22 protein-coding genes and 1 rRNA gene are annotated in these 22773 nt (G+C 69.1%); 10 read left to right on the forward strand and 13 right to left on the reverse strand.

The window, feature by feature from the left end; translation table 11 throughout:
* Nucleotides 1-36: 36 nt before the first annotated feature.
* Both H563_RS18335 and H563_RS0111850 read right to left on the reverse strand, forming a co-directional pair.
* Nucleotides 37-2055 carry an ABC transporter ATP-binding protein gene (locus H563_RS18335; protein WP_245556848.1) on the reverse strand — a complete coding sequence of 673 codons (2019 nt, stop codon included), beginning with the start codon at nt 2053-2055 and terminating at the stop codon, nt 37-39.
* 90 nt (nt 2056-2145) lie between these two features.
* Nucleotides 2146-3816, reverse strand: coding sequence for a glycoside hydrolase family 13 protein (locus H563_RS0111850; protein ID WP_022882822.1), 1671 nt, complete (start codon nt 3814-3816; stop codon nt 2146-2148).
* Nucleotides 3817-3978: 162 nt separating this feature from the next.
* On the opposite strand from H563_RS0111850, the gene H563_RS0111855 reads away from it, so the two are divergent.
* The 5 genes from H563_RS0111855 to H563_RS0111875 are packed head-to-tail and all read left to right on the forward strand — an operon-like array spanning nt 3979 to nt 8436.
* Entirely contained in the window at nt 3979-5259 is a 1281-nt protein-coding gene (locus tag H563_RS0111855) for an ABC transporter substrate-binding protein (protein WP_022882823.1), read from the forward strand.
* A 10-nt stretch (nt 5260-5269) separates the two neighbouring features.
* Nucleotides 5270-6298 carry a carbohydrate ABC transporter permease gene (locus H563_RS0111860; RefSeq protein ID WP_022882824.1) on the forward strand — a complete coding sequence of 343 codons (1029 nt, stop codon included), beginning with the start codon at nt 5270-5272 and terminating at the stop codon, nt 6296-6298.
* Nucleotides 6299-6321: 23 nt separating this feature from the next.
* Nucleotides 6322-7173 carry a carbohydrate ABC transporter permease gene (locus H563_RS0111865; protein WP_407635322.1) on the forward strand — a complete coding sequence of 284 codons (852 nt, stop codon included), beginning with the start codon at nt 6322-6324 and terminating at the stop codon, nt 7171-7173.
* A 2-nt stretch (nt 7174-7175) separates the two neighbouring features.
* Nucleotides 7176-7448, forward strand: a complete 273-nt coding sequence (locus tag H563_RS16450) for a hypothetical protein (RefSeq protein WP_022882826.1) — start codon at nt 7176-7178, stop codon at nt 7446-7448.
* Nucleotides 7417-8436, forward strand: coding sequence for a LacI family DNA-binding transcriptional regulator (locus tag H563_RS0111875; protein ID WP_022882827.1), 1020 nt, complete (start codon nt 7417-7419; stop codon nt 8434-8436). The genes H563_RS16450 and H563_RS0111875 overlap by 32 nt, the downstream gene beginning before the upstream one ends.
* Before the next feature lie 58 nt (nt 8437-8494).
* Here H563_RS0111875 and H563_RS0111880 read toward each other — a convergent pair whose 3' ends face one another.
* The 8 genes from H563_RS0111880 to H563_RS0111915 form a co-directional block, all read right to left on the reverse strand.
* On the reverse strand, nt 8495-9739 hold the full coding sequence (locus tag H563_RS0111880; RefSeq protein ID WP_022882828.1) for an MFS transporter: 1245 nt from the start codon (nt 9737-9739) through the stop codon (nt 8495-8497).
* Nucleotides 9740-10198, reverse strand: a complete 459-nt coding sequence (locus H563_RS0111885; RefSeq protein WP_022882829.1) for a MarR family winged helix-turn-helix transcriptional regulator — start codon at nt 10196-10198, stop codon at nt 9740-9742. It abuts the gene before it with no gap.
* A 108-nt stretch (nt 10199-10306) separates the two neighbouring features.
* Nucleotides 10307-10699, reverse strand: coding sequence for a 50S ribosomal protein L7/L12 (gene rplL, locus H563_RS0111890; protein WP_022882830.1), 393 nt, complete (start codon nt 10697-10699; stop codon nt 10307-10309).
* Between the two features lie 104 nt (nt 10700-10803).
* A complete protein-coding gene (gene rplJ / locus H563_RS0111895; RefSeq protein WP_022882831.1) occupies nt 10804-11319 on the reverse strand; it encodes a 50S ribosomal protein L10 in 516 nt (171 codons plus the stop codon).
* Nucleotides 11320-11657: 338 nt separating this feature from the next.
* The gene (locus tag H563_RS0111900) at nt 11658-12518 is read right to left on the reverse strand and encodes an NAD-dependent epimerase/dehydratase family protein (RefSeq protein WP_022882832.1); all 861 of its coding nucleotides are present in this window, start codon (nt 12516-12518) and stop codon (nt 11658-11660) included.
* Nucleotides 12519-12557: 39 nt separating this feature from the next.
* Entirely contained in the window at nt 12558-14090 is a 1533-nt protein-coding gene (locus H563_RS0111905) for a sensor histidine kinase (protein ID WP_155865210.1), read from the reverse strand.
* A 38-nt stretch (nt 14091-14128) separates the two neighbouring features.
* The gene (locus H563_RS0111910) at nt 14129-14878 is read right to left on the reverse strand and encodes a response regulator transcription factor (RefSeq protein ID WP_022882834.1); all 750 of its coding nucleotides are present in this window, start codon (nt 14876-14878) and stop codon (nt 14129-14131) included.
* A gap of 70 nt (nt 14879-14948) precedes the next feature.
* Nucleotides 14949-15908 carry an L-lactate dehydrogenase gene (locus tag H563_RS0111915; protein WP_022882835.1) on the reverse strand — a complete coding sequence of 320 codons (960 nt, stop codon included), beginning with the start codon at nt 15906-15908 and terminating at the stop codon, nt 14949-14951.
* A gap of 125 nt (nt 15909-16033) precedes the next feature.
* Here H563_RS0111915 and H563_RS16455 point away from each other — a divergent pair, with 125 nt between their 5' ends.
* A complete protein-coding gene (locus H563_RS16455; RefSeq protein WP_022882836.1) occupies nt 16034-17041 on the forward strand; it encodes an MBL fold metallo-hydrolase in 1008 nt (335 codons plus the stop codon).
* Nucleotides 17038-17907 (forward strand): HpcH/HpaI aldolase/citrate lyase family protein, encoded by an 870-nt coding sequence (locus H563_RS0111925; protein ID WP_022882837.1) that lies wholly within the window; start codon nt 17038-17040, stop codon nt 17905-17907. Before H563_RS16455 ends, H563_RS0111925 begins: the two co-directional genes overlap by 4 nt.
* A gap of 26 nt (nt 17908-17933) precedes the next feature.
* Here H563_RS0111925 and H563_RS0111930 read toward each other — a convergent pair whose 3' ends face one another.
* Nucleotides 17934-19034, reverse strand: coding sequence for a Gfo/Idh/MocA family protein (locus H563_RS0111930; RefSeq protein WP_022882838.1), 1101 nt, complete (start codon nt 19032-19034; stop codon nt 17934-17936).
* On the reverse strand, nt 19031-19771 hold the full coding sequence (locus H563_RS0111935) for a sugar phosphate isomerase/epimerase family protein (protein ID WP_022882839.1): 741 nt from the start codon (nt 19769-19771) through the stop codon (nt 19031-19033). The genes H563_RS0111930 and H563_RS0111935 overlap by 4 nt, the downstream gene beginning before the upstream one ends.
* A gap of 148 nt (nt 19772-19919) precedes the next feature.
* On the opposite strand from H563_RS0111935, the gene H563_RS0111940 reads away from it, so the two are divergent.
* The 3 genes from H563_RS0111940 to H563_RS0111950 are packed head-to-tail and all read left to right on the forward strand — an operon-like array spanning nt 19920 to nt 22642.
* Complete coding sequence (locus tag H563_RS0111940; protein WP_022882840.1) at nt 19920-20960, forward strand: Gfo/Idh/MocA family protein; 1041 nt, start codon at nt 19920-19922, stop codon at nt 20958-20960.
* A gap of 6 nt (nt 20961-20966) precedes the next feature.
* Nucleotides 20967-21611, forward strand: coding sequence for a YqaJ viral recombinase family protein (locus H563_RS0111945; RefSeq protein ID WP_022882841.1), 645 nt, complete (start codon nt 20967-20969; stop codon nt 21609-21611).
* A gap of 47 nt (nt 21612-21658) precedes the next feature.
* Complete coding sequence (locus tag H563_RS0111950) at nt 21659-22642, forward strand: NADP-dependent oxidoreductase (protein ID WP_022882842.1); 984 nt, start codon at nt 21659-21661, stop codon at nt 22640-22642.
* 43 nt (nt 22643-22685) lie between these two features.
* Here H563_RS0111950 and rrf read toward each other — a convergent pair.
* Nucleotides 22686-22773: ribosomal RNA gene (rrf, locus tag H563_RS17455) — 5S ribosomal RNA — on the reverse strand; the annotation flags it as partial.

Consider the following 22773-nt stretch of genomic DNA (forward strand, 5'->3'; position numbering starts at 1 on the left):
CGCCTCCCGGTGTTAGCCCACGCTAACACTCCGGGTTCACTCGACGGGCGCGGTGAGCTCCGCCTGCTGCCGGTACAGGCCGGCGTAGACGCCGCCGAGCTCGAGCAACTCGGCGTGGGTGCCCTGCTCGACGAGCCGTCCCCGGTCGATCACGAAGATGACGTCGGCGCCGACGATGGTCGACAGCCGGTGGGCGATCGCGATGGTGGTGCGGCCGCTCGCGGCCGTGTCGAGCGCCTGCTGCACGATCCGCTCGGAGACGGTGTCGAGCGCGCTGGTCGCCTCGTCGAGGATCAGCACCTCCGGGTCCTTCAGCAGCACCCGCGCGATCGCGATGCGCTGCTTCTCACCGCCCGACAGCCGGTAGCCGCGCTCCCCCACCAGCGTGTCGTAGCCGGCGGGGAAGGAGGCGATCGTGGCGTGGATGTTCGCCGCCCGGCACGCCGCCTCTAGCTCCTCGTCGCTCGCGCCCGGCTTGGCGTAGCGCAGGTTCTCGGCGATGGAGGCGTGGAAGAGGTACGTCTCCTGACTCACGATGCCGATGTGCGAGACGAGCGACTCGGCCTTCAGCTCGCGCACGTCGCGCCCGGCGAAACGCACCGTGCCGCCACTGGCCTCGTAGAAGCGGGGAATGAGGTACGACACGGTCGTCTTGCCCGCGCCCGACGGCCCGACGAACGCGGCGAACTGCCCCGGCGCGATCCGGAACGACACGTCGTCGAGCGTCGCCCGCTCCTCCGGCTTCGCGTCGGGATACCGGAACGTCACATGGTCGAACTCGATCCCGATCGGATGCTTCGCCGTCCGCGCTCCCGCCTCCCGCCGGTCGACTCGGCCGTCAGCCGCCTCTCGCCGGTCGACTCGGCCGTCAGCCGCCTCCCGCCGGTCGACTCGGCCGTCAGGCCGAATGGAGACCGCGTCCCCGTCGCGGCACTCCTCCTCCTCGGCGGTGACGCTCACCGCATCCGCTTTGTCGGCGATCGCCGGCTTCAGATCGAGGTACTCGAAGATGCGCGCGAACAGGGCGCCGGAGGTCTGCAGGTCGAGCGCGACGCGCAGGATGCCGAGCAGCGGGAAGAGCAGCCGGGCCTGCACGGTCGTGAACGCCACGATCGTTCCGGCCGAGATGTCGGCGACGCCGCCGTGGATCAGCCAGCCGGCGACCAGATACACGATCGCGGGGATCGAGGAGAGGAACACCTGCACCATCGCGAAGAACCACTGGCCGCTCATCGCCTGCCGCACCTGCAGCCGGATCTGGTTGTCGTTCTCGTCGGAGTAGCGGGCGATCTCGCTCCTCTGCCGGTTGAACGACTTCGCCAGCAGGATGCCGGAGACCGACAGCGTCTCCTGCGTGATCGCGGTCATGTCCGACAGGCTCTCCTGCGTCGCCGCCGCGATGCGCGCGCGCACCTGGCCGACGCGGCGCTGCGCGATGACGAGGAACGGCATCAGCACGATCGCGACGATGGTCAGCTGCCAGTTCAGCAGCACCATCGCCACGAACGCGGCGATCACCTGCACGGTGTTGCCGAGCACGCTCGAGACGGTGTTGGTCAGCACGTTGGCGACGCCGCCGACGTCGTTCTGCAGCCGGGACTGGATGATGCCGGTCTTGGTGCGGGTGAAGAAGCTGAGCTCCATGCGCTGCAGGTGCGTGAACAGCCGCACCCGCAGCGCGCCCATCACCCGGTTCCCGACGGTCGCGGTCAGCCAGGTCTGCCAGACGCCGATCAGCGCCGAGACGACGTACAGCACGATCATCGCGACGACGAGGCCGACCAGCGCGGGCACGACCACGCCGCCGGATTTCGGGAACAGCGCCTCATCGAACACCCGCTGCGTGAGCAGCGGCGGCACCACGCTGAGCCCGGCCGACACCAGCACGAGCACGACCGTGAGCGCGAGCTTGCCCCGGTACGGGCGGAACAGCTCGGCGATGCGGGAGAGCAGGTGATCGATCTTCGGCGCCTGGGCGTTCGCAGCGCGCTGCGCCGCGTAGTCCCCGCCTGAGATCCGCGATCCGCGGCCGCCGCCGCCCGCGCCCGCCTGCATCCGCAGCTGGCCGCCCATGCCGGTGCCGTGACCGCCCATTCCGCTCATGCTTCCGAGGCTACGCGGGCGGCGGGCGGCGGGAGCGCCGCCTCAGCGCAGCCAGACGGCCGCGTTCGGCGCGAGCGTCCCGTCCGCGTACGCGCCGGGCACGCTTTCGACGATGACGGATGCCTCGCCGACGGCCGCCGGCTCCTCGGTCGTATTCAGCACGACCCGCACCTCGCCGTTGTCGAAGTCGAGCACGCCCTCCGGGCTCTGCCGCCAGGTCAGCGAGCCGCCGCCCAGGTCGAGCTCGCGCCGGGCGACGAGCGCCGACCGGTACAGCTCGAGCGTGGAACCGGGCACGCCGTCCTGCCGGTCGGGGGCGAGCTCGCCGAAGATCGCGGGCTGCGGCAGCCAGCTGGCGCCGGTCGGGGAGAAGCCGAAGGCGGGCTTGGTCGAGTCCCAGGGCAGCGGCACGCGGCATCCGTCGCGCCCGGTCTGCTCGCCGCCGGTGCGGAAGAAGGTGGGGTCCTGCCGCACCTCGGCCGGCAGGGTGGTGTGCTCGGGCAGGCCGAGCTCCTCGCCCTCGTAGATGTAGGCGCTGCCGGGCAGGCCGAGCATGAACAGCGTCGCGGCGCGGCCGCGGCGGAGGCCGAGCTCGAGATCGGGCTGCTCCTCGTCGGGGCCGATGCCGTGCGTCCACCGGGTCGGGTCCGACAGGCCGAAGCGGGAGGTGTGCCGCACCACGTCGTGGTTGGAGAGCACCCACGTGGTGGTGGCGTCGACGAGCGCGTTGGAGGCGAGCGACTCGTCGATCTCGGCACGCATGGCCGCGGCATCCCAGCCGGCCTGCATGTAGCCGAAGTTGAACGCCTGCTGCATCTCGTCGTGGCGCACGTACAGGCTGCGGCGCTCGGAGTTCGCGACCCACGCCTCGGCGACGAGGATCTTGTCGTCGCCGAACTCGTGCAGCACCCGGTTCCAGCCGCGGTAGATCTCGTGCACGTCGTCCTGGTCCCACATCGGGCCGAGCTCGTCGGCACGCGCCGGCCCCTCGTGGCCGACCAGGTCGGGCAGGTCCGCCTGCTTGATCAGCCCGTGCGCCACATCGACGCGGAAGCCGTCGACGCCGCGCTTCAACCAGAACCGCAGCACGTCGTGGAACTCGGCGACCACCTCGGGGTTGCGCCAGTTCAGGTCCGGCTGCCCGGCGTCGAAGAGGTGCAGGTACCACTGCGGGTTCTCCGTGCCGTCTTCGATGCGTGTCCAGGCGGGGCCGCCGAACACGCTCTTCCAGTTGTTCGGCGGCAGCTCGCCGTGCTCGCCGCGGCCGTCGCGGAACAGGTAGCGGTCGCGCTCGGGGCTGCCCGGTGCCGCGAGCGTGGCGAGCTTGAACCACTCGTGCGCGCTGCTGGTGTGGTTCGGCACGAGGTCGACGATCACGCGCAGCGCGCGCTCGTGCGCTTCGCGCAGCATCCGATCGAAGTCGTCGAGCGTGCCGAACAGGGGGTCGACGTCGCGGTAGTCGGCGACGTCGTAGCCCGCGTCCGCCTGCGGGGAGCGGTAAAACGGGCTCAGCCAGATGGCGTCGACGCCGAGCCGCTCGAGGTGGTCGAGGTGCTGGCGCACGCCCTCGAGATCGCCGATCCCGTTGCCGTCGGCGTCGGCGAACGAACGCGGGTAGATCTGGTAGATCACCGCGTCGCGCCACCAGCCGGTGCGCGAGCCGGACGGCTCCTTGTGCGGCGATGCGACGGTTGCGGGAGAGCTCTGCTCCATCGGGTTCCTTCCGGTTGCGGTGGACGTCAGCGGCCGACGGTGCACCGTTCTATCGGCGTGCAAGCGCTTGCGTCAAGCGCTTGCAGGTGCACAGCCGATGCATTACTTTTCCTGGAAGTCCCCCATGCGGGCACCATGCAATCAAGCTCAATGAGGAGTGTCATGAAAGCATCACGCCGAACCCGGCTCGCCGCGGGGTTCGCACTCGTCTCGGCCGCCGCGCTCGCCCTCGCCGGCTGTTCGTCCGGCGGCGGCAGCAACGCCCAGAATCAGGACACCTCGGGCCGCGGCCCCATCACCTACGTCCAGGGCAAGGACAACAACAACCTGATCCGCCCGATCATCGCGGAGTGGAACAAGGCCCATCCGGACGAGAAGGTCACCTTCAAGGAGCAGTCCGACAACGCCGACCAGCAGCACGACGACCTGGTGCAGCACTTCCAGGCGAAGGACTCCGGCTACGACGTCGTCGCGGTCGACGTGATCTGGACCGCCGAGTTCGCCGCGAAGGGCTGGCTGCAGCCGCTCACCGGCGACCTCAAGATCGACACCTCGAAGATGCTGAAGCCGACCGTCGAGGCCGGCACCTACAACGGCACGCTGTACACGGCCCCCTGGGTTACCGACGGCGGCCTGCTCTACTACCGCACCGACCTCATTAAGACGCCGCCGAAGACGTGGGACGAGATGATGGCCGACTGCAAGATCGCGAAAGCGAACAACATCGGATGCTACGCCGGCCAGTACGCCGACTACGAGGGCCTCACGGTGAACGTCGCCGAGGCGATCAACACGGCGGGCGGCACCATCGTCGGCAAGGACGGCAAGACGCCGACGCTGGACACGCCCGAGGCCAAGAAGGGCCTCGAGATGCTCGTGGACGCGTTCAAGGACGGCGACATCCCGAAGGAGGCGCTGACCTACCAGGAGGAGCAGGGCCGGCAGGCGTTCGAGGCCGGGCAGCTGCTGTTCCACCGCAACTGGCCGTACATCTACTCGCTGGCCTCGACCGACGGGTCCTCGAAGGTCAAGGGCAAGTTCGCGGTCGCCCCGCTTCCCGGCCTGGACGGAACCGGCGCCTCGAGCCTGGGCGGTCACAACATCGCCGTGAGCGCGTACTCGAAGCACAAGGCCACCGCGGTCGACTTCATCAAGTTCATGGAGAGCGAGAAGATCCAGCGCGAGGCCGTCGTCAAGGCGTCCAACGCCCCGGCTCTCGCATCGCTGTACGACGACCCCGAGCTGAACAAGCAGCTGCCGTACCTCAGCACGCTGAAGACCTCGATCGAGAACGCCGTGCCGCGTCCGGTCAGCCCCTTCTACCCCGCGATCACCAAGGCGATCGAGGAGAACTCCTTCGCCGCCCTCAAGGGTGAGAAGACGGTGGATCAGGCGCTGAGCGACATGCAGAAGGCCATCAAGACCGCAGGGTCGGGCAGCTAGCGGGTCGGGTATGTCCAGCACCGCGATGGGGGCGGCGCGCGATTCCGGCGCGCCGCCCCGCAGCCCCAGGCAGCAGCGCGGCGGTCTGGCGCGCGCCCAGCGCGCCCGCAACCGCAACGCCTTCTTCCTGATCATCCCGTCGATCGTGTTGCTCGCGGTCGTCATCGGCTACCCGATCGTCAGCGCGATCGTGATGGCGTTCCAGAAGGACGCGGGCCTCGACGCCGCCACCGGATTCTTCGTCCAGGGCGGCTTCGCCGGCATCAGCAACTTCACCCACTGGCTCCTGCAGCAGTGTCCGACGAGCGACGGCGGCACGACCTCCTGCCCGCCCGGCAACCTGGGTGCGCAGTTCTGGTCGTCGACCTTCACGACCTTCTTCTTCACGGTCGTGACGGTCATCTGCGAGACGGTGTTCGGCTTCTGGATGGCGATCATCATGAACCGCGCGTTCCACGGCCGCTCCCTGGTGCGCACCGCGATCCTCGTGCCGTGGGCCATCCCCACGGCGGTGACCGCCAAGCTCTGGTTCTTCATCTTCTCGGTCGCGGGCATCGTGAACTCGCTGTTCGCGACCAAGATCCTGTGGACCAGCGACGACTGGCCGGCGCGCATCGCGATCATCATCATCGACGTGTGGAAGACCACGCCGTTCATGGCGCTGCTGATCCTCGCCGGCCTGCAGCTCATCCCCGAGGAGGTCTACGAGGCAGCGCGCGTCGACGGCGCGACGACGTGGAAGTCGTTCTGGACGATCACCCTCCCGCTCGTGCGACCGGCGCTGCTGGTGGCCGTGCTGTTCCGCATCCTGGACGCGCTGCGCATGTACGACCTGCCGGCGATCTTCGGCGGCGGCGACGCGACGGCCACCTGGTCGGTGCTCGTCGTGCAGCAGATGCGGCAAGGGCCGAACGCGGCCTCCGCGCTGTCGACGATCGTGTTCGTGTTCATCTTCCTGGTGGCGTTCCTGTTCGTGCGCTTCCTCGGCGCGAACGTGGTGCAGACCACGCAGGCCCAGCAGAAGGGGGAGCTCAAGTGACCACCGCAGCCCTCGAGCCCACCGTGAACCGGGCGTCGGTCTCCCGGCGCCGCTGGTCGAGCATCCGTACCTGGATCAGCGCGATCATCATCGTGCTGTGGTGCCTGCTGCCGTTCTACTGGATGGTCGTCACCTCGTTCCGCGATGTCGGGTACACCTTCGACACGACGCCCTGGCCGACCCACGTGACGCTCGACAACTACGTGACGGCGCTGTCGACGCACTGGGGCAACCACCTCGGCAAGGCGCTGCTGAACAGCCTCATCATCGGCGCATCCGTCACGATCATCGCCCTGCTGGTGGGCACCTTCGCCGCCTACGCGCTCAGCCGCATCGAGTTCCGCTTCAAGGGCATCGTGCTCGGCGTGATCATGGGCGCGTCGATGTTCCCGGGCGTCGCGCTGCTGACGCCGCTGTTCCAGCTGTTCACGAACATCGGCTGGATGGGCACCTATCAGGCACTGATCATCCCCGAGATCTCCTTCGTGCTGCCGCTGACGGTGTACACGCTCACCTCGTTCCTGCGCGAGATGCCGTGGGATCTCGAGGAGGCGGCGCGCATCGACGGATGCACGTCGGCACAGGCCTTCCGCAAGGTGATCCTGCCGCTCGCGGCGCCCGCCGTGTTCACCACCGCGATCCTGGCCTTCATCTCCTCGTGGAACGAGTTCCTCATCTCGAGCCAGCTGTCCAGCGACAAGACGCAGCCGGTGACGGTCGCCATCGCCTCGTTCACCGGCAGCCTGCCGCATCAGGAGCCGTACACGGCCGTGATGGCGGCCGGCACGATCGTCACGGTCCCGCTCGTGATCCTGGTGCTCATCTTCCAGCGTCGCATCGTCGCGGGCCTCACCGCGGGCGGCGTGAAGGGCTGAGCATGCTGAACTGGAAAGCGATCGAGGTCCTCGACATCTGCCTCGGGATCGTGGGGTTTTTCGCCGCCGCGTTCTTCGTCGTGACGGCCGTGTGCGAACTGACCGGCGCGCCGGCGCTCGGCTGGGCGCTCACCCTGCTCGGCCTGGTCGCCGCGCTGGCACTGCTCGTCACGATCAGACGACGGATGCTCGCCGCCGAGGCCCGAGGCGGCGCACCGGTCTCCACCGCCTGGGGGGGATCCCTTGACGAGTATCGACGACGTCGCCAGAGCTAGTGGAGTCTCGACCGCGACGGTGTCGCGCGCGCTGCGCGGGCTTCCCAATGTCTCTCCGGCCACGCGCGACCTGGTCATGGCGACCGCCGAGCGGCTGGGCTATGTCGCGTCGTCGGCGGCGAGCGGGCTGGCGACCGGCCGCACCCTGGCGATGGGAGTGGTGCTGCCCAATGTGAGCCGATGGTTCTACACCACCGTGCTCGAGGGCATCGACGCCGAGCTGCGCGCGGTCGGCTACGACACGATCCTGTTCAACCTGGGCCTCAAGGGGCAGGATCGCGACCGGGTGTTCCACCGCTCCATCCTGCGCAAGCGCACCGACGGGGTGATCGCGCTGTGCCTCGACTTCACCCCGGAGGAGCGCAGGCAGCTGGCGTCCCTCGGCCATCCGACGGTGGTGGTCGGCGGCCCCGTGCCCGGGCTGCGGCACGTCGGCATCGACGAGTTCGGGGTCGCGCGGGCCGCGACCGAGCACCTCATCCGGCTCGGCCACCGGCGCATCGCACACCTCGGCGGCGACGACGAGCACGGGCTGAACAAGCGGGTGCCGGCGAGCCGGCGACGCGGATTCCTGCGCGCCATGGGCGCCGCCGGACTGGACGTCCCCGAGCCGTGGCTCGCGTCCGGCGGCTTCCAGATCACCCGCGGACGCGACGCCGCGCTGCGGCTGCTCCAGGAACCCGACCGGCCGACGGCCGTCTTCGCCGCGAGCGATGAGATGGCGATCGGCGTGATCCTCGCGGCCCGAGAGCTCGGGCTCGAGGTGCCCCGCGACGTGTCGGTGATCGGCATCGACGACCATGAGCTCGCCGAGGTGTTCGCCCTCACCACGATGGCGCAGGATCCGTACGGTCAGGGCCGGCTCGCCGCCCGCATGACGCTCGACGAGCTGGCGGGCGCCGGCGGCCGCGCCTCGGTGCGGGTGCCCACGACGCTCATCGAGCGCGGGAGCACCGCCGCGCCGCCGGCGGACGCGCGCGAAGCGTGAGGGGAGACCCCCACCCCGCCGGTCGACTCACGCCGCAGGCGTGAATGGAGACCCGACCTCAGTCCGCGTCGCCGACCGCGATCGCCTCCGCGACCTCCATCGTGTGCTCCTCGGTCCCGTCGGCGCGCTTCAGCGCACCGCGGCCGATGAGCACGACGAGCGTCGAGACCACGAGCACGCCGAAGCCGAAGTAGAACGGCGTGGCCGTCGAGCCCGACACGCCCGCGAGCCACGACGCGAGCGGAGGAGCGACCGCACCGCCGAGGAAGCGGACGCCCGAGTACGCACTCGACGCGACCGGGCGCGGCAGGTCGGTCGCCTCCATCGAGCATTCGGTGAGCACCGTGTTGAGGATCCCCAAGAACAGGCCGCCCACGACGACGAGCACGATGAGGGCCGCCGCGTGCGCGTGCAGGAACGCCGCGAGCAGCTCGGTGATCGCAAGCAGGGGGATCACGATCAGCAGCACCGTGGTGCGGCGCATCCGTGCCGTCAGCAGAGGCGCGCCGAACACCGACGTGATGGCGAGCGCCACCCCCCAGCCGAAGAAGATGTAGCCGAGCGACAGGGCGTCGGCGATGCCGAGCGCCTGCAGCGCGAACGGCGTCCAGGCCAGCAGCACGAAGAAGCCCATGTTGTAGAACAGCGCGGCGACCGCCATGACGGCCAGGCCCGGCCGCGCGAGCCCGCGGAACGGCGCGGAAAGCGGAGTCGGCGCCGGCTTGTTCTGCGGCCCGCGCAGCATGGTGATGATCGCGACGAAGCCGATGGCCATGAGCACCGCGGTGCCGAAGAACGGCCCGCGCCAGGACACGTTGCCGAGCAGGCCGCCCACGAGGGGGCCGATCGCCAGGCCGAGGCCCAGCGCCGACTCGTAGAGGATGATGGCGTTGGCCGCGCCGCCCGCCGCGGCGCCGACGATGCTGGCGAGCGCGGTGGAGATGAACAGCGCGTTGCCGAGGCCCCAGCCGGCGCGGAATCCGATGATCTCGCCCACGGTGCCGCTTGCGCCCGCGAGGGCCGCGAACACGACGATCACAGCGAGGCCGATGAGCAGCGTCAGCTTGGCGCCGATGCGGCTGGACAGCCAGCTGGTGAAGAACATCGCTGCGCCCGTGATCAGCAGGTAGGTGGTGAACAGCAGCTCGGTCTGCGTCGCGGTCGCCTTCGTCGCCTCGGCGATGGCGGGCAGGATCGGGTCGACGAGCCCGATGCCCATGAACGACACCACGCAGGCGAATGCGATCGCCCACACGGCGATCGGTTGTTTCAGGATCGATCCGGTACTCTCTTCGTGCGCCATCTAGCGCGCCACCTCCATGGTCGTGGGTTGATTGCGGTCGACGCGGCTCTCGAGCAGGCGCACCGTGCGCCGCAGCGCCTCGAGGTCGGCCTCGTCGAGGTCGGCGAAGTACGGGTAGAGAGCGGATGCGAGCGTCGCCCGCCACTCGTCGACGGCCGCCGCCCCCGCGGCGGTCAGGCCGATCTGCGACGCACGCGCGTCGTCCGGGTCGTGCACCCGCTCGGCCCAGCCTCGCTCGACGAGCCCGGCGACGATCTTGGTCATCGTCGGCTGGGCGACGCGGCTGAGCTCGGCGAGCTCGCCGATGCGCAGCGGGCTCTGCTGCTGCAGCAGGCCCAGCGTGCGCCAGGTCGCCGACGACTCGGTGCTGCCCGTCTCGCGCGCGGCCATCCGCACGAGCCGGGAGTTCGCCTGCACGAGGTCGCTCAGCAACCCCCGCAACTCACTCCCGCGCTCCATGCCACTAGTTTATATAGCTGAACTATCTATTTCAACCTGGAAAAGGGGCGCCGCGCTGTGTGGAGCGCGACGCCCCTAGGGCAGTCATCCCGGCGTGCCGGGAGGGGACTACTTGAGGGTGACGGTGGCGCCGACCTCTTCCAGAGCGGCCTTCGCCTTCTCCGCGGTCTCCTTGTTGGCGCCCTCGAGCACCGGCTTCGGAGCACCGTCGACGACGGCCTTCGCGTCGCCGAGGCCAAGCGAGGTCAGCTCGCGCACGACCTTGATGACCTGGATCTTCTTGTCGCCCACGGTCTCGAGGATGACGTCGAAGGAGTCCTTCTCCTCGGCCTCCTCGGCGCCCGCACCCGCGCCACCGGCGGCGGGAGCAGCAGCGACCGCGACGGGGGCGGCGGCGGTGACCTCGAAGGTCTCCTCGAACTTCTTCACGAACTCGCTCAGCTCGATGAGCGTGAGCTCCTTGAACGCGTCAAGCAGTTCCTCAGTGGAAAGCTTTGCCATTTTCTCTTCTCCTAATTGCTAGTGATGTACTCACCGCTTGCGAACCGGTTTCCCGCCGGTCGACTCGCGCGAAGCGCGAATGGAGACCCGCGAAAGACCCGGAGTTACGCAGCGGACTCCTGCTTCTCGCGCAGTGCGTCGACCGTGCGGACGGCCTGCGACAGCGGCGCGTTGAACAGATATGCGGCTCCGAACAGCGAGGCCTTGAAGGCGCCGGCCAGCTTGGCCAGCAGAACCTCACGGCTCTCGAGGTCGGCGAGCTTGCCTACCTCTTCGGCGGTCAGCGGCTTGCCATCGAAATAGCCGCCCTTGACCACGAGGAGAGGGTTTGCCTTGGCAAAGTCGCGCAGACCCTTCGCGACGGCGACCGGGTCACCGTGCACGAACGCGATCGCAGACGGGCCGGCGAGCTCGTCGTCGAACGCCGAGATACCGGCGTTGTTCGCTGCGATCTTGGACAGCGTGTTCTTCACCACGGCGTACGACGCGTCGGTGCTGATGGAGCGACGCAGTTCGCGCAGCTTCGCAACAGACAGACCGCGGTACTCGGTCAGCAGAACGGCGGTCGAGCTCTGGAATTTCTCCGTCAGCTCGGCAACCGCGGCTTCCTTGTTCGCCATGGCCACTCCTTATGATTTCGACACCCGAGACGGATGCCTCGGGCGGCCGCAGCCCACAGGGAGAAGGAAAAGAAAAAAGCTCCGGCGCAGGCGCACGGAGCTGGAACAGTGAATGGGCGGACGCCCGAAACTGCATGTCACTTCGCAAACCTGCGCGGGTCGCCTCTTTCGAGGACCTTGGTCCGGCTCCGTTCTCACGGCATGCCGGAAACCTGCGGTCTTTGGCTTGCGCCAATCGTAACCCGGCGCATCCGCCCCCGCCAAATCGGCCGCCCCGCCGCTCACCGCGCAGCCCCCCGCCGGTCGACTCGCGCGCAGCGCGAATGGAGACCCGTGCCCTACACGTGGTCGCGCCAGGTGTGCTTCGGGTCGTACCCGAGCACGCGCTTCGCCTTCTCGATCGACAGCAGAGTGTCGTTGACGCCGAGCTCGCCGCGCACCTCGACGTCCGGGTACACCTCGGCGACGAGCTCCGCGTTCGGCCGGCTCATCACGGTATCGGGCGAGGCGATGATGAAGCGGTCGAATCCCGTCGCCTGGTACTCGAGCGCCTTGAGCACCGCCTGCGCGCCGTCACGCGCGTCGATGTAGCCCCACAGGTTCCATCGCCGCAGCTGCGGGTCGGCGTCGAACGCGGGGAATCCCGCGTAGTCCGAGACGTCCATCACGTTGGAGAACCGCAGCCCGATGATCTTGAGGTCCGGGTACCAGCGGGCGAGTTGCTGCGCCTGCTTCTCCTCGAGCAGCTTGTTCAGCGCGTAGACCGACTCCGGCAGTTCGACCTCTTCGTCGAGCGGGATGTACGGCGGGCGGGTCGAGGTGAACGGCAGGCCGAGCAGCGTCTCGCTGGAGGCGAAGACGATGTTGCGGATGCCGAGGCGCGTCGCCGCGTGGAACACGTTGAACGTGACCAGCGCGTTGTTGTGGAAGGTCGCCGCATCGCTGACCACGCCCGGCGCGGGGATCGCCGCCAGGTGCACGACGGCATCGTATGCGGCCGGCTGATCCGGGTAGGCGCCGTCGCGCACGCCGGACAGCGCCGAGATCACCTCGCCGAAGTCGGTGAGGTCGACGCGCAGGAAACCGGGACCGCGCTCGCCGGCGCGATCGAGGTTGGTGACGTCGTGGCCGGCCTCGCGCAGCAGGGCGAGCACAGTGCGGCCGAGCTTGCCGCTTCCTCCGGTCAGGGCGATCTTCATCGACGGCTCCTTCGGGTCGAATCGTTTCGGTGGGCGTTCCTATCCAACCACCGACCGCGGAAGTCGCACACGGAACACCGTGCGACCCGGTTCGCTCTCGACCACGATGGAACCGTGATGCGCGTCGACGACGGCGCGGACGATGGCGAGGCCGAGCCCCGTCGAGCCCGTGTTGCGCGAGCGCGAACTGTCACCGCGGGCGAAGCGCTCGAAGAGCAGCGGCTGCAGTTCTGGCGGGATGCCCGGGCCGTCGTCGCTCACGGAGACCTCGGCCGCGTCGTCCGTCGCCGCCAACGCGAGAGTCACGGTCGTGCCCGGCGGAGTGTGCACGCGCGCGTTGGTGAGGAGGTTCGCGAACACCTGGTGCAGGCGCGGCTGGTCTCCGATCACTTCGATCGGCTCTTCCGGCAGGTCCAGGCGCCAGATGTGGTCGGGGCCGGCGGCGTGGGCGTCGGAGAGCAGGTTGATCAGCAGCATCGACAGGTCGACCGGCTCGCGATCGAGCTCCCGGCCCTCGTCGAGGCGGGCCAGCAGCAGAAGGTCCTCCACCATCGCCGTCATCCGCTTCGCCTCGGACTCGATGCGGCCGATCGCGTGCTGCACATCGGGCGGGATCTCCTCGCCGCTGCGTCGGGTCAGCTCTGAATATCCGCGGATCGACGCGAGCGGCGTGCGCAGCTCGTGCGACGCATCCGAGACGAACTGGCGCACCTTGCGCTCGCTCGACTCGCGCGCCTGAAGGGCGGATGCCACGTGGCCGAGCATCGCGTTGAACGCACTGCCCACTCGCCCGACCTCGGTCCGCGTATCGGTGTCCTCGTCTTCGACCCGCACCGCGAGCGCGACCTCGCCGCGGTCGAGCGGAAGCGTCGAGACTGTCGTCGCCGCGTCGGCGACGCGGTCCAGGGGCCGCAGCGAGAGCTGGATGATGATCAGCGCGGCGCCGGCGGACGCCAGTCCCGCGGCGGCGGTGACGATCACCATGATGAAGACGAGTCGGGCGGTGGTCGCCTCGGCCTCTGCCATCGGCAGGCCCATAACCAGCGTCGTCGCCTGGTCGGGCAGCAGCACGGCCGCAACGCGGTACTCGGTGTCTTGTCCGCCCAGGTTGAGGGAGATCGTCGTCGGGTGGTCGTCGGTCGGCAGTGCCATCAGCCTGGCGCGGGACTCGTCCGAGATCGGCTTCGCCCCCGTGTCCGAGCCGGTCGGCAGATACCGTCCGTCGATCCAGGTCGTCCCGCGCAGCAGCACGCCGATGGTGCCGCCCGGCTGGCCGGAGATCTGCACGAGGCTGCTCGCGCTCGGCACGCCCTGGCCCTGGTAGAGGGACTGGCTGGCCGCGTTGTCCGCCCGGGTGATCGCGAGCTTCAGCTGGGAGTCCACGCGATTGATCAGATAGCCGTTCAGCAGCGCGACGCTGACCCACCCGATCAGCAGTCCGAGCACGGCGACGACCGCGACGATGGTGAGCACGAGCTTGCGCCGCAGGGTCCAGGACCGGAACGGATGCCGCAGGCCTTCGCGCAGGCGGGCCCACAACTGCTCGCCGGCGAACCGCCGTGCCGTCGTCATGGGCACCGAGGCTACCGCGGGCCCCGGCGCCTCGCGTGTCATTCTGCGGCCTTGACCATGTATCCCGCGCCGCGCACCGTGTGGATCATCGGCTTGCGTCCGGCGTCGATCTTCTTGCGCAGGTACGAGATGTACAACTCGACGACGCTGGAGGTGCCGCCGAAGTCGTACGACCAGACGCGGTCGAGGATCTGCGCCTTGGAAAGCACCCGGCGCGGATTGCGCATGAGATAGCGCAGCAGTTCGAACTCGGTTGCCGTGAGGTTGATCTGCTCGCCGCCCCGGGTGACCTCGTAGCTGTCCTCATCGAGCACGAGGTCCCCGACGACGATGCGCGGGTCGGCGGTGTCGGCGACCAGCGCGCGCGAGCGGCGCAGCAGCGAGCGCAGGCGCGCCACGAGCTCCTCGAGGCTGAACGGCTTGGTGACGTAGTCGTCACCGCCCGCGGTGAGCCCCGCGATCCGGTCGTCGAGCGAGTCCTTCGCGGTGAGGAAGAGCACCGGGGTCTCGTTTCCGCCCTCACGGATGCGACGCATGACCTGCAGTCCGTCGAAGTCGGGAAGCATGATGTCGAGCACGACGGCATCCGGCTTGAAGTCGCGTGCCAGGGTCACGGCCTGGTGGCCCGTGCCCGCGCTCTTCACCTCCCAGCCCTCGTAGCGGAGGGCCATCTGAAGCAAGTCGGTCAGGGTGTTCTCGTCGTCGACGACGAGGATCCGGATGGGCGAGCCGTCGGGGTGGTGGAGGTGCGCCTGCGCGGTGCGCGATTCAGACAGGTCCGTGCTCATTCTGCCGATTATGCGCCGCGGCTTTCGGAACGCCTATGCCGAGCTTATGGGGAACCTGTGAGCGCACTGGTCACAGCTGGCCGATCTCCTCCAGCACAGCCTGCATCGCCTCGGCGCTGCGCAGGAACGCGGCCTGCTCGCCAGCGTCCATCTCCACGTGCAGCACCCGCTGCACGCCGCCGCTGCCGAGCACGCACGGCACGCTGAGAGCGATGCCGTCGACGCCGAGGTAGTCGCGCAGCACGATCGAGACCGGGGTGACCATGTGCTCGTCCCGCAGGACGGCTTCCACCATGCGGCAGGCCGCCAGCCCGATCGCGTAGTTGGTCGCGCCCTTCCCCGCGATGATCGCGTAGGCCGATTGCACGGCGGCGCTCGCGAGTTCCCCGAGGGCGGCGTCGTCGAAGATCAACCGCCCGTCCTCGTCGGCCCACCGCCTGATCGGCGACCCGCCCACCGCGGCGCGCGACCAGAGCGGGAACTCGCTGTCCCCGTGCTCGCCCAGGATCATCGCGCTCACGTCACGCGGCGCGACGCCTGCGCGCTCGGCCACCAGCCAGCGCAGCCGCGAACTGTCCAGTGTCGTGCCTGAGCCGATGACCTGCCCCCGACGCAGGCCCGCGACATCCGTGGCCACGACCGTGAGCACGTCGACGGGGTTGGTGACCAGCAGGTACACGGCGTCGGGAGCGCGCCGCACGAGCTGCGGCATCAGCGTTCGGATGATGTCGGCGTTGGTGTTGACGAGGTCCAGCCGGCTCTGGCCGGGCTGCTGGCTCGCACCCGCCGTGATCACGATCACGTCGGAGCCGGCGATCACGTCGAGGTCCCCGCCGCCGATGATCCGGGTGGCGTGGGCGAACGGGGTGCCGTGCGCGAGGTCCAGCACCTGCGCCTCGGCACGCGCCGCATTGACGTCCTGGATCGCCACCTCGTCGGCCGCACCGCGGATGAGCGCGGCATAGGCCAGCGAGGTGCCGACCGCACCGGCCCCGATGATGCCCAGCTTCGTGGTGCGAACATTGACCATGACGCCATCCTGGCGCTCGCGCGTGGGTACCGTCCACGTTTGTTCGGCCCTGTTGCCCGATCAAACACACGGAATGCACGCATTAGGCTCTGTGGCAACGGTCACCGAAGACCGGGAAGGTTGCGATGACGACTGAGGTGATTCTCGATCCCGCCGAGCGGGCGGCCGCCACCAGCGACGCGATCCCTGAGCCTGTGCGCGTCGCGGACGGCGTGTGGACGATGCCGGTGGAGTTCCCGAGCGAGGGCCAGCCGTTGCGTTACACGCTCGGATACGTTCTGCTCGACGGCGACGGCGGCGTCCACCTGATCGACCCGGGCGTCGACACCGACGCCAACTGGCAGCGGCTCGAGGGGCTGCTCGCCGCGCTCGGAACGTCGGTCTCCGCCATCCGTACCGTCATCGCCACCCACCTGCACTTCGACCACCTCGGCATGGCCGAGCGCGTTCAGCGCGCGACGGGAGCAGCGGTCGTACTGCACCGCCTCGAACAGGCCGCCATCGACGGAGAGTTCGGCGGGGCCGACCCTGAGCGCTTCGACCGTTGGGGCGTGCCCCGGGCGCGGCGCGACGAGCTCGCGCGCATCACCGAGGAACGCTTCACCAAGGCCGCGATCGCCGCCGACCGTCTGGTCGATGGGGGCGACGTGCTCGAACTCGGCGATCGGATGCTCGAGGTGATCTGGACCCCGGGCCACACCTACGGCAGCATGTGCCTGCGCGACGCCGAGCGGAAGCTGCTCTTCACGGGCGACCATGTGCTGCCCCTGATGAATCCGGGTCTCGGTCTCGGGGGCCCTGCGCCGAGCAATCCGATCTCCGACTACCTCGTCTCGCTCGACAAGGTGATCGGATTCGACGATCATCAGGTGTGCCCGGGGCACGGCTACCGCTTCCTCGGCCTCCGGGCGCGGTGCGAGCGCCTGGCCGCGCACCACGCTCGCCGCACCGCCGAGGTCGCGGCCGTACTCGACCGGCTCGACCGCCCGTCAGTCTGGCAGGTCGCCTCGCAGCTCTACTGGAGCATGGGGTGGGAGAACCTGTCGCACTACCTGCTCGACTCCGCCTTGGCGCAGACCGAGCTGCACATCGCCCGGCTCGGGCGGCATCACGAACTGGAGAAGACCGCATGACCGACACCGCCCTCGACGACCGCCGCCGACTGCGTGAATCGACGCGGGTCGATGGGAAGAACGCGCGCTCGTGGCAGCTGGTGTCGGCTTTGCAGACTGCGCAGTTCGACCACGCTCAGCTTGGTCGGGCCGATCAGATCGTGCTGGACCTCGAGGATGCGATCGACGAGTCGCTGAAGACCGTGGCGCGGGAGAACGTCGTGAACTGGCTGGCCGGCGGCGGCAACGCCTGGGTGCGCATCAACGACTGGACCACGGTCGACTGGTCCGACGACATCGCGGCCCTGGCCGGGGTGCCGGGGCTCAACGGGGTGATGCTGGCCAAGACCGAGGCGGCGGAGCAGGTGACCGACACCTTCCAGCGCCTCGGCGGGGCGACTCCGGTGGTGGCGTTGATCGAGTCCGCGCTCGGCATCGAAGACGCGGTGGACATCGCCCGGGCCCGCGGGGCGTTCCGGCTTGCGTTCGGCTCGGGCGACTACCGCCGGGACACTGGGGCGTTCAACACGCCGCTGGCGATGGCCTACCCGCGCACCCGGCTGGTGCTCGCCAGCCGGATCGGCGGCCTGCCCGGGCCGATCGACGGTCCGACGGTCGCGAGCACGCACCCGGTCCTGCGCGAGCAGGCGGCCGACGCGGTCGCGCTGGGCATGACCGGCAAGCTGTGCCTGGACCAGGAGCAGCCCGCCGTGATCAACGAGTCGATGAGCCCGTCGCCGGCCGACGTCGCGTGGGCCCTCGACTTCCTGCAGCGTTTCGAGGAGGACGGCCGCGTCATCCGCGACGGCAGCGACAAGCCGCGCCTGGCCCGCGCCGAGGTCATCCGCCGCCGCGCCGAAATCTTCAAAATCCAGCCGGCCCGCTGAACACCGCCGCCTCCCGGCAGAGCCCGTCAGAGCGTCGCCACGGCGGGCGACCAGTCCTCCGGCAGCGGCGGGGTGGGGGTGAACGTGCTCTCGACCGGGACCCATTCGCCGCGATCCGCCGCCTCGATGGTCGAGACCATGATGTCCAGGGCATGGAACGCCTGCTCCCCCGACGCGCGCTCGGGCACACCGGCGCGGATGGCACGGGCGAGCTCGACGACCCCTGTGCCGCGCGCCGCCTTCTCACCCTCGGTCGGGATGACTTCGGGCTCGGGCGCATCCGTGTGCAGCACGAGATCACCCACGAACATGTTCGGGTCGTTGGCCTCGAGAGCGCCGTCGACACCGGTCACCTCGAACAGCGTCCGCTTGATCTTCGAGTCGAAGCTGAAGATGCTCTGCGACGTCTGGCCGCCCTCGAACTCGAACACCGTGGTGACGTGCGTGGGCACGGTCACCTCGAAGGTCTCTCCGGCGCGAGGACCTGAGCCGATGGTGCGGACGGTCTTCGAGCGGGAGGCGACAGCGGCGACGCGCTTCACCGGCCCGAACAGCTGGATCAGCGCCGTAACGTAGTAGGGGCCGACGTCGAACAGCGGCCCGCCACCTTCCTGGAACAGGAAGTCCGGGTTCGGATGCCACGACTCCGGGCCCGGCTGCTGCATGAGGGTCAGCGCGGTCATCGGCGCGCCGATCGCTCCGCTCTCGACGAGGCGGCGCGCCGTCTGGATGCCGGCTCCGAGGAACGTGTCCGGCGCGCCGGCCACTCGCAATCCTCTGGCCCGCGCCTCCTCGAGCAGCCGACGGCCGCTCTCGCGGTCCAACGCGATCGGCTTCTCGGTCCACACGTGCTTGCCCGCCTCGAGCGCCCGGAGAGCGACTTCGGCGTGCACCTTGGGGATGGTGAGGTTGACGACGATCTCGATCTCGGGGTCGGCGAGCAGCTCGTCGACGGTTCCGAAGCCGCGCACGCCGAAGGCCTGGGCTTGGAACTCAGCCCGGTCGAGGTCGAGGTCGGCCACGAACCGCACCTCGACGTCGGGGAACGCGGTCAGATTGGTCAGGTACTGCGTACTGATGTTGCCCGCCCCGATGACGCCGACGCCGACGCGGCCCGCGCCGCTCACGCGAGGCCCTCCTGCTTCAGGAAGGCCACGCTGTCGGCGACCGCCGTGAATCGATCGCCTCGCGAGTCGTCGAGTTCGATCACGCGCAGGGCATTCGGCGCCGCGTCGATGATGGCTCGGATCGGCAGCCTGCCCCGGCCCACCGCGACCTGGTCCTTGTTCTCATGCGTCGCAGGGCCGTCCTTGACGTGCAGCGCGACGACGCGGTCGCCCAGTTCCTTCAGCAGCGCGACGGGATCGCTGCCTCCGACGGCGGCCCAGTAGGTGTCCAGCTCGAGGAAGACGTTCTCCGGCAGGCGCTCGACGAAGATGTCATAGGCGGTCGACCCGTCGACCTTCGTCTCGAACTCGAACGCGTGGTTGTGATAGCCGACCTTCAGTCCGACCGCAGAAGCGGCCTCGGCCGCGGCCGCGAGATCGTCGGCGATCCGCGCGATCTCGCCGGCGGTCCGCCAGCGGGATTCGTCGATGTGCGGGTCGATCAGCGTTTGCACCCCCAGCGCCGCGGCCCTGTCGAAGATCGGGCCGAGATCCTCTCCCACAAAACGCTGGTGCGCGGTCGGGCTGGCGAGGCCCGCGGCGGCGAGACCGTCTTCAAGGCTGTCGAGGCCCATGATGTTGAACGGCTCGACCTGGGTGAAGCCCAGCTCCGCCAGGCGGGCCAGCGTGCCCGCCAGATCGTCCTGGAGCGCCTCGCGCACGGTGTAGAGCTGCACGGAGAGCAGTGACTCGGTCACAGTTGTCCTCTTCTTCGAGTGATCGGGGGCGCGACCGGCGCGGCCGCTGCTTCATTCCAACACACCGCCGCCCACCGCGGCGCGGGCTGGACGAACCGGACCGACCACGGCCAGGATCGAAAGAACCCCAAGAGAACGGACGTCGCCGATGACCCTTCCCGAGCCCGGCTTCCCCGACCCAGCCGACGCCCCCAGCCTGCGCTGGGGAGTGCTGGCACCGGGCGGCATCGCCCGCAGCTTCGTCAGCGCCCTGCAGGAGCACTCGAGCCAGCGCGTCGTCGCCGTCGCCTCGCGGTCGCACGACCGCGCCCGCGCATTCGCTGACCAGTTCGGCATCGAACGAGCGCACCAGACCTACGCCGCCCTCGTGGGCGACCCCGACGTCGACGTCGTCTACGTGGCGTCCACGCACAACGCGCACCTCGAGCTCGCCCTGCTCGCGATCGAAGCGGGCAAGCACGTGCTCGTCGAGAAGCCCGCCGCATTCACAGCCGACCAGGCGCAACGCATGCACGACGCCGCCCGCGACGCCCACGTGTTCCTGATGGAGGCGATGTGGACTCGCTACCTGCCGCACATCGACGTGGCACGCCGGCTCATCTCGTCCGGCGCTCTCGGCGATATCCGGCTGGTGACTGCAGATTTCGGCGTCAAAGCCGACTACGACCCGGCGAGCCGCATGTTCGACCCCGACAAGGCGGGCGGCGCCCTACTCGACCTCGGCGTGTACCCGATCTCCTTCGCCCAGTTCGCGCTGCCTGCGTTGACCCACGATCCGAAGATCCACGTCGCCGGCTCGCTCGCGCCCACCGGTACCGACGCCCAGGTCTCCCTGCTCCTCGAAGCGGATGCCTCGTCCCATGCGCTCCTGCACGTGGGCGTCGAGGCGCGCACCCCATGGACCGCGACGATCTCCGGAACGGAGGGCCGCATCGAGATCGACGCGCCGTTCTGGTCGCCGTCCGCCCTGACCTTCATCCCTGCCGACGGTGAAACCGAACGGTACCCGGGCCACCCGGCCATCTCGGGCGGCGGAGGCATGGCGTTCGAGGCCGCGGCACTGGCCCGCTACGTCAGCGACGGCCTCGACGACTCCCCACTGCATCCGTTCTCGGAGGCGATCGCCACCCTGCGGATCATCGACGAGGCGCGTCGCCGCCTCGGCTACACGGCCGCCCTGGGAGAATAGCGTTCCATGACCCAGTTGCTGCTGTCCCTCTTCGACGCGCAGCAACCCGCGCGACCTGCGTACCTCGACCGCGTGGTCGCCGACTCGAGCGATCGAGTTGCCTGGCTGCGTGCCCGCAATCGCGGGATCACGGCCACCGACGTCGCCAAGCTGTCCACCCCGCGATCGGTGGAGCATGCCGCCCGGGAGAAGTGGTACGGCTCGCGCTTCACCGGCAATGCCTACACCGAGCACGGCCGTGCACGCGAGCCCGAGATCGCCGCCTGGGTCCTCGAGAACCACGGCATCGCGCCGTCCACGCTCCTATTTCATGCCGAGCGGATGCCCCAACATCTCGCCACCCCTGACGGGCTGGTGCAGCGCCCGGATGGCACCTTGGAGCTGGCGGAGATCAAGACGACGAACAAGTCGTGGCGCGGCATCCCACGGCACTACCTGCGTCAGGTGTGGTGGCAGCAGTACGTACTCGGCGCCGAACGCACCCTCTTCGTCTGGGAGCGGCACGAAGAATTCGTTCCCGTAGGCGAACCGGAGTGCCGATGGGTCGACCGCGATGACGACGAGATCGCTGTATTGGTCGCCCTTGCCGCCCGACTCTCGGACGCCATTGAGGCCCTGGCCCAGCGTCATACGCGCGCAATGGCAACGTAATACGCCGCCAGTAGGCTCGCTGGCAGCGAAGCCATGGAGGTGGGCCTTTGACCGAGACGATGAGCGCCGCGGCCATCGAGGGGTTCGGGGGGCCCGAGGTTCTGCGGCTGGTCACGGTGCCCCGCCCGTTGCGGATCAACGACGAGGTCGTTGTACGGATCGCGGCGGCCGGGCTCAACCCGTTGGATGCCAAGACTCGCGGTGGCCGCGGTGTCGCGGCGGCGGTGCGGGACTTCCCGGCCGTGCTCGGGCACGACTTCAGCGGCGTCGTGGTCGAAGCCCCCTACGAGGGCTTTCCGCTCCAGCCTGGCGATGCCGTCTACGGAATGATCCCCGTCCCTCGATACTCCGGCAGCTACGCGGAATTCGCCTCTGTTCCATCCCGCTGCATTGCGCCGAAGCCGGTCGGGCTTTCGCACTCCGAGGCAGCGGCCGTTCCCCTCGCGGCCTTGACGGCGTGGGGACTGATTGTGGAGCAGGCGAAAGCGCACGAGCGTCAGCGGATCCTCATCCACGCTGGAGCCGGCGGCGTGGGACACTTCGCCATCCAGTTCGCCTCGTACTTCGGAGCCCACGTCATTGCGACGGGATCGGCACGCAACCTCGAGTGGCTCCGATCTTTGGGCGCCGCCGAAGTCGTCGACTACACCACGCAGCGTTTCGAAGACGAGCTCGAACCTGTCGACGTCGTCATCGACCTCATCGGCAATGTGCACGACAACACCGGCAAGCGCTCACTCGCGGTGCTCCGCACCGGGGGCCTGATCATCAACGTGCCCACAGGCAGTTGGGACGGCTTCGCCGCCGACTGCGCAGCAGCCGGAGTGCGAGGCACGACCTTCAAGGCCGCGCCCGACGCCGCCACCCTGGCGGTGATCTCTCGCCTTCTCGAGCAGGGCTCGGTCCGAGTCCACGTGGACGAGATGTTCGAGCTCCGCAACGCGGCGGCGGCGCACCAAAAGCTCGAGGCAGGCCATACCCGCGGCAAGATCGTTCTCCGCATCAACGAGACCGACTCGGCTGATCGTTAAATGCCGAAGACCCCGTCCATTGGACGGGGTCTTCGTAATGGGTGTTCGGCGGTGTCCTACTCTCCCACAGGGTCGCCCCTGCAGTACCATCGGCGCTGGGAGTCTTAGCTTCCGGGTTCGGAATGTGTCCG

The organism is Gryllotalpicola ginsengisoli DSM 22003 (assembly GCF_000419445.1).
GTDB lineage: Bacteria > Actinomycetota > Actinomycetes > Actinomycetales > Microbacteriaceae > Gryllotalpicola > Gryllotalpicola ginsengisoli.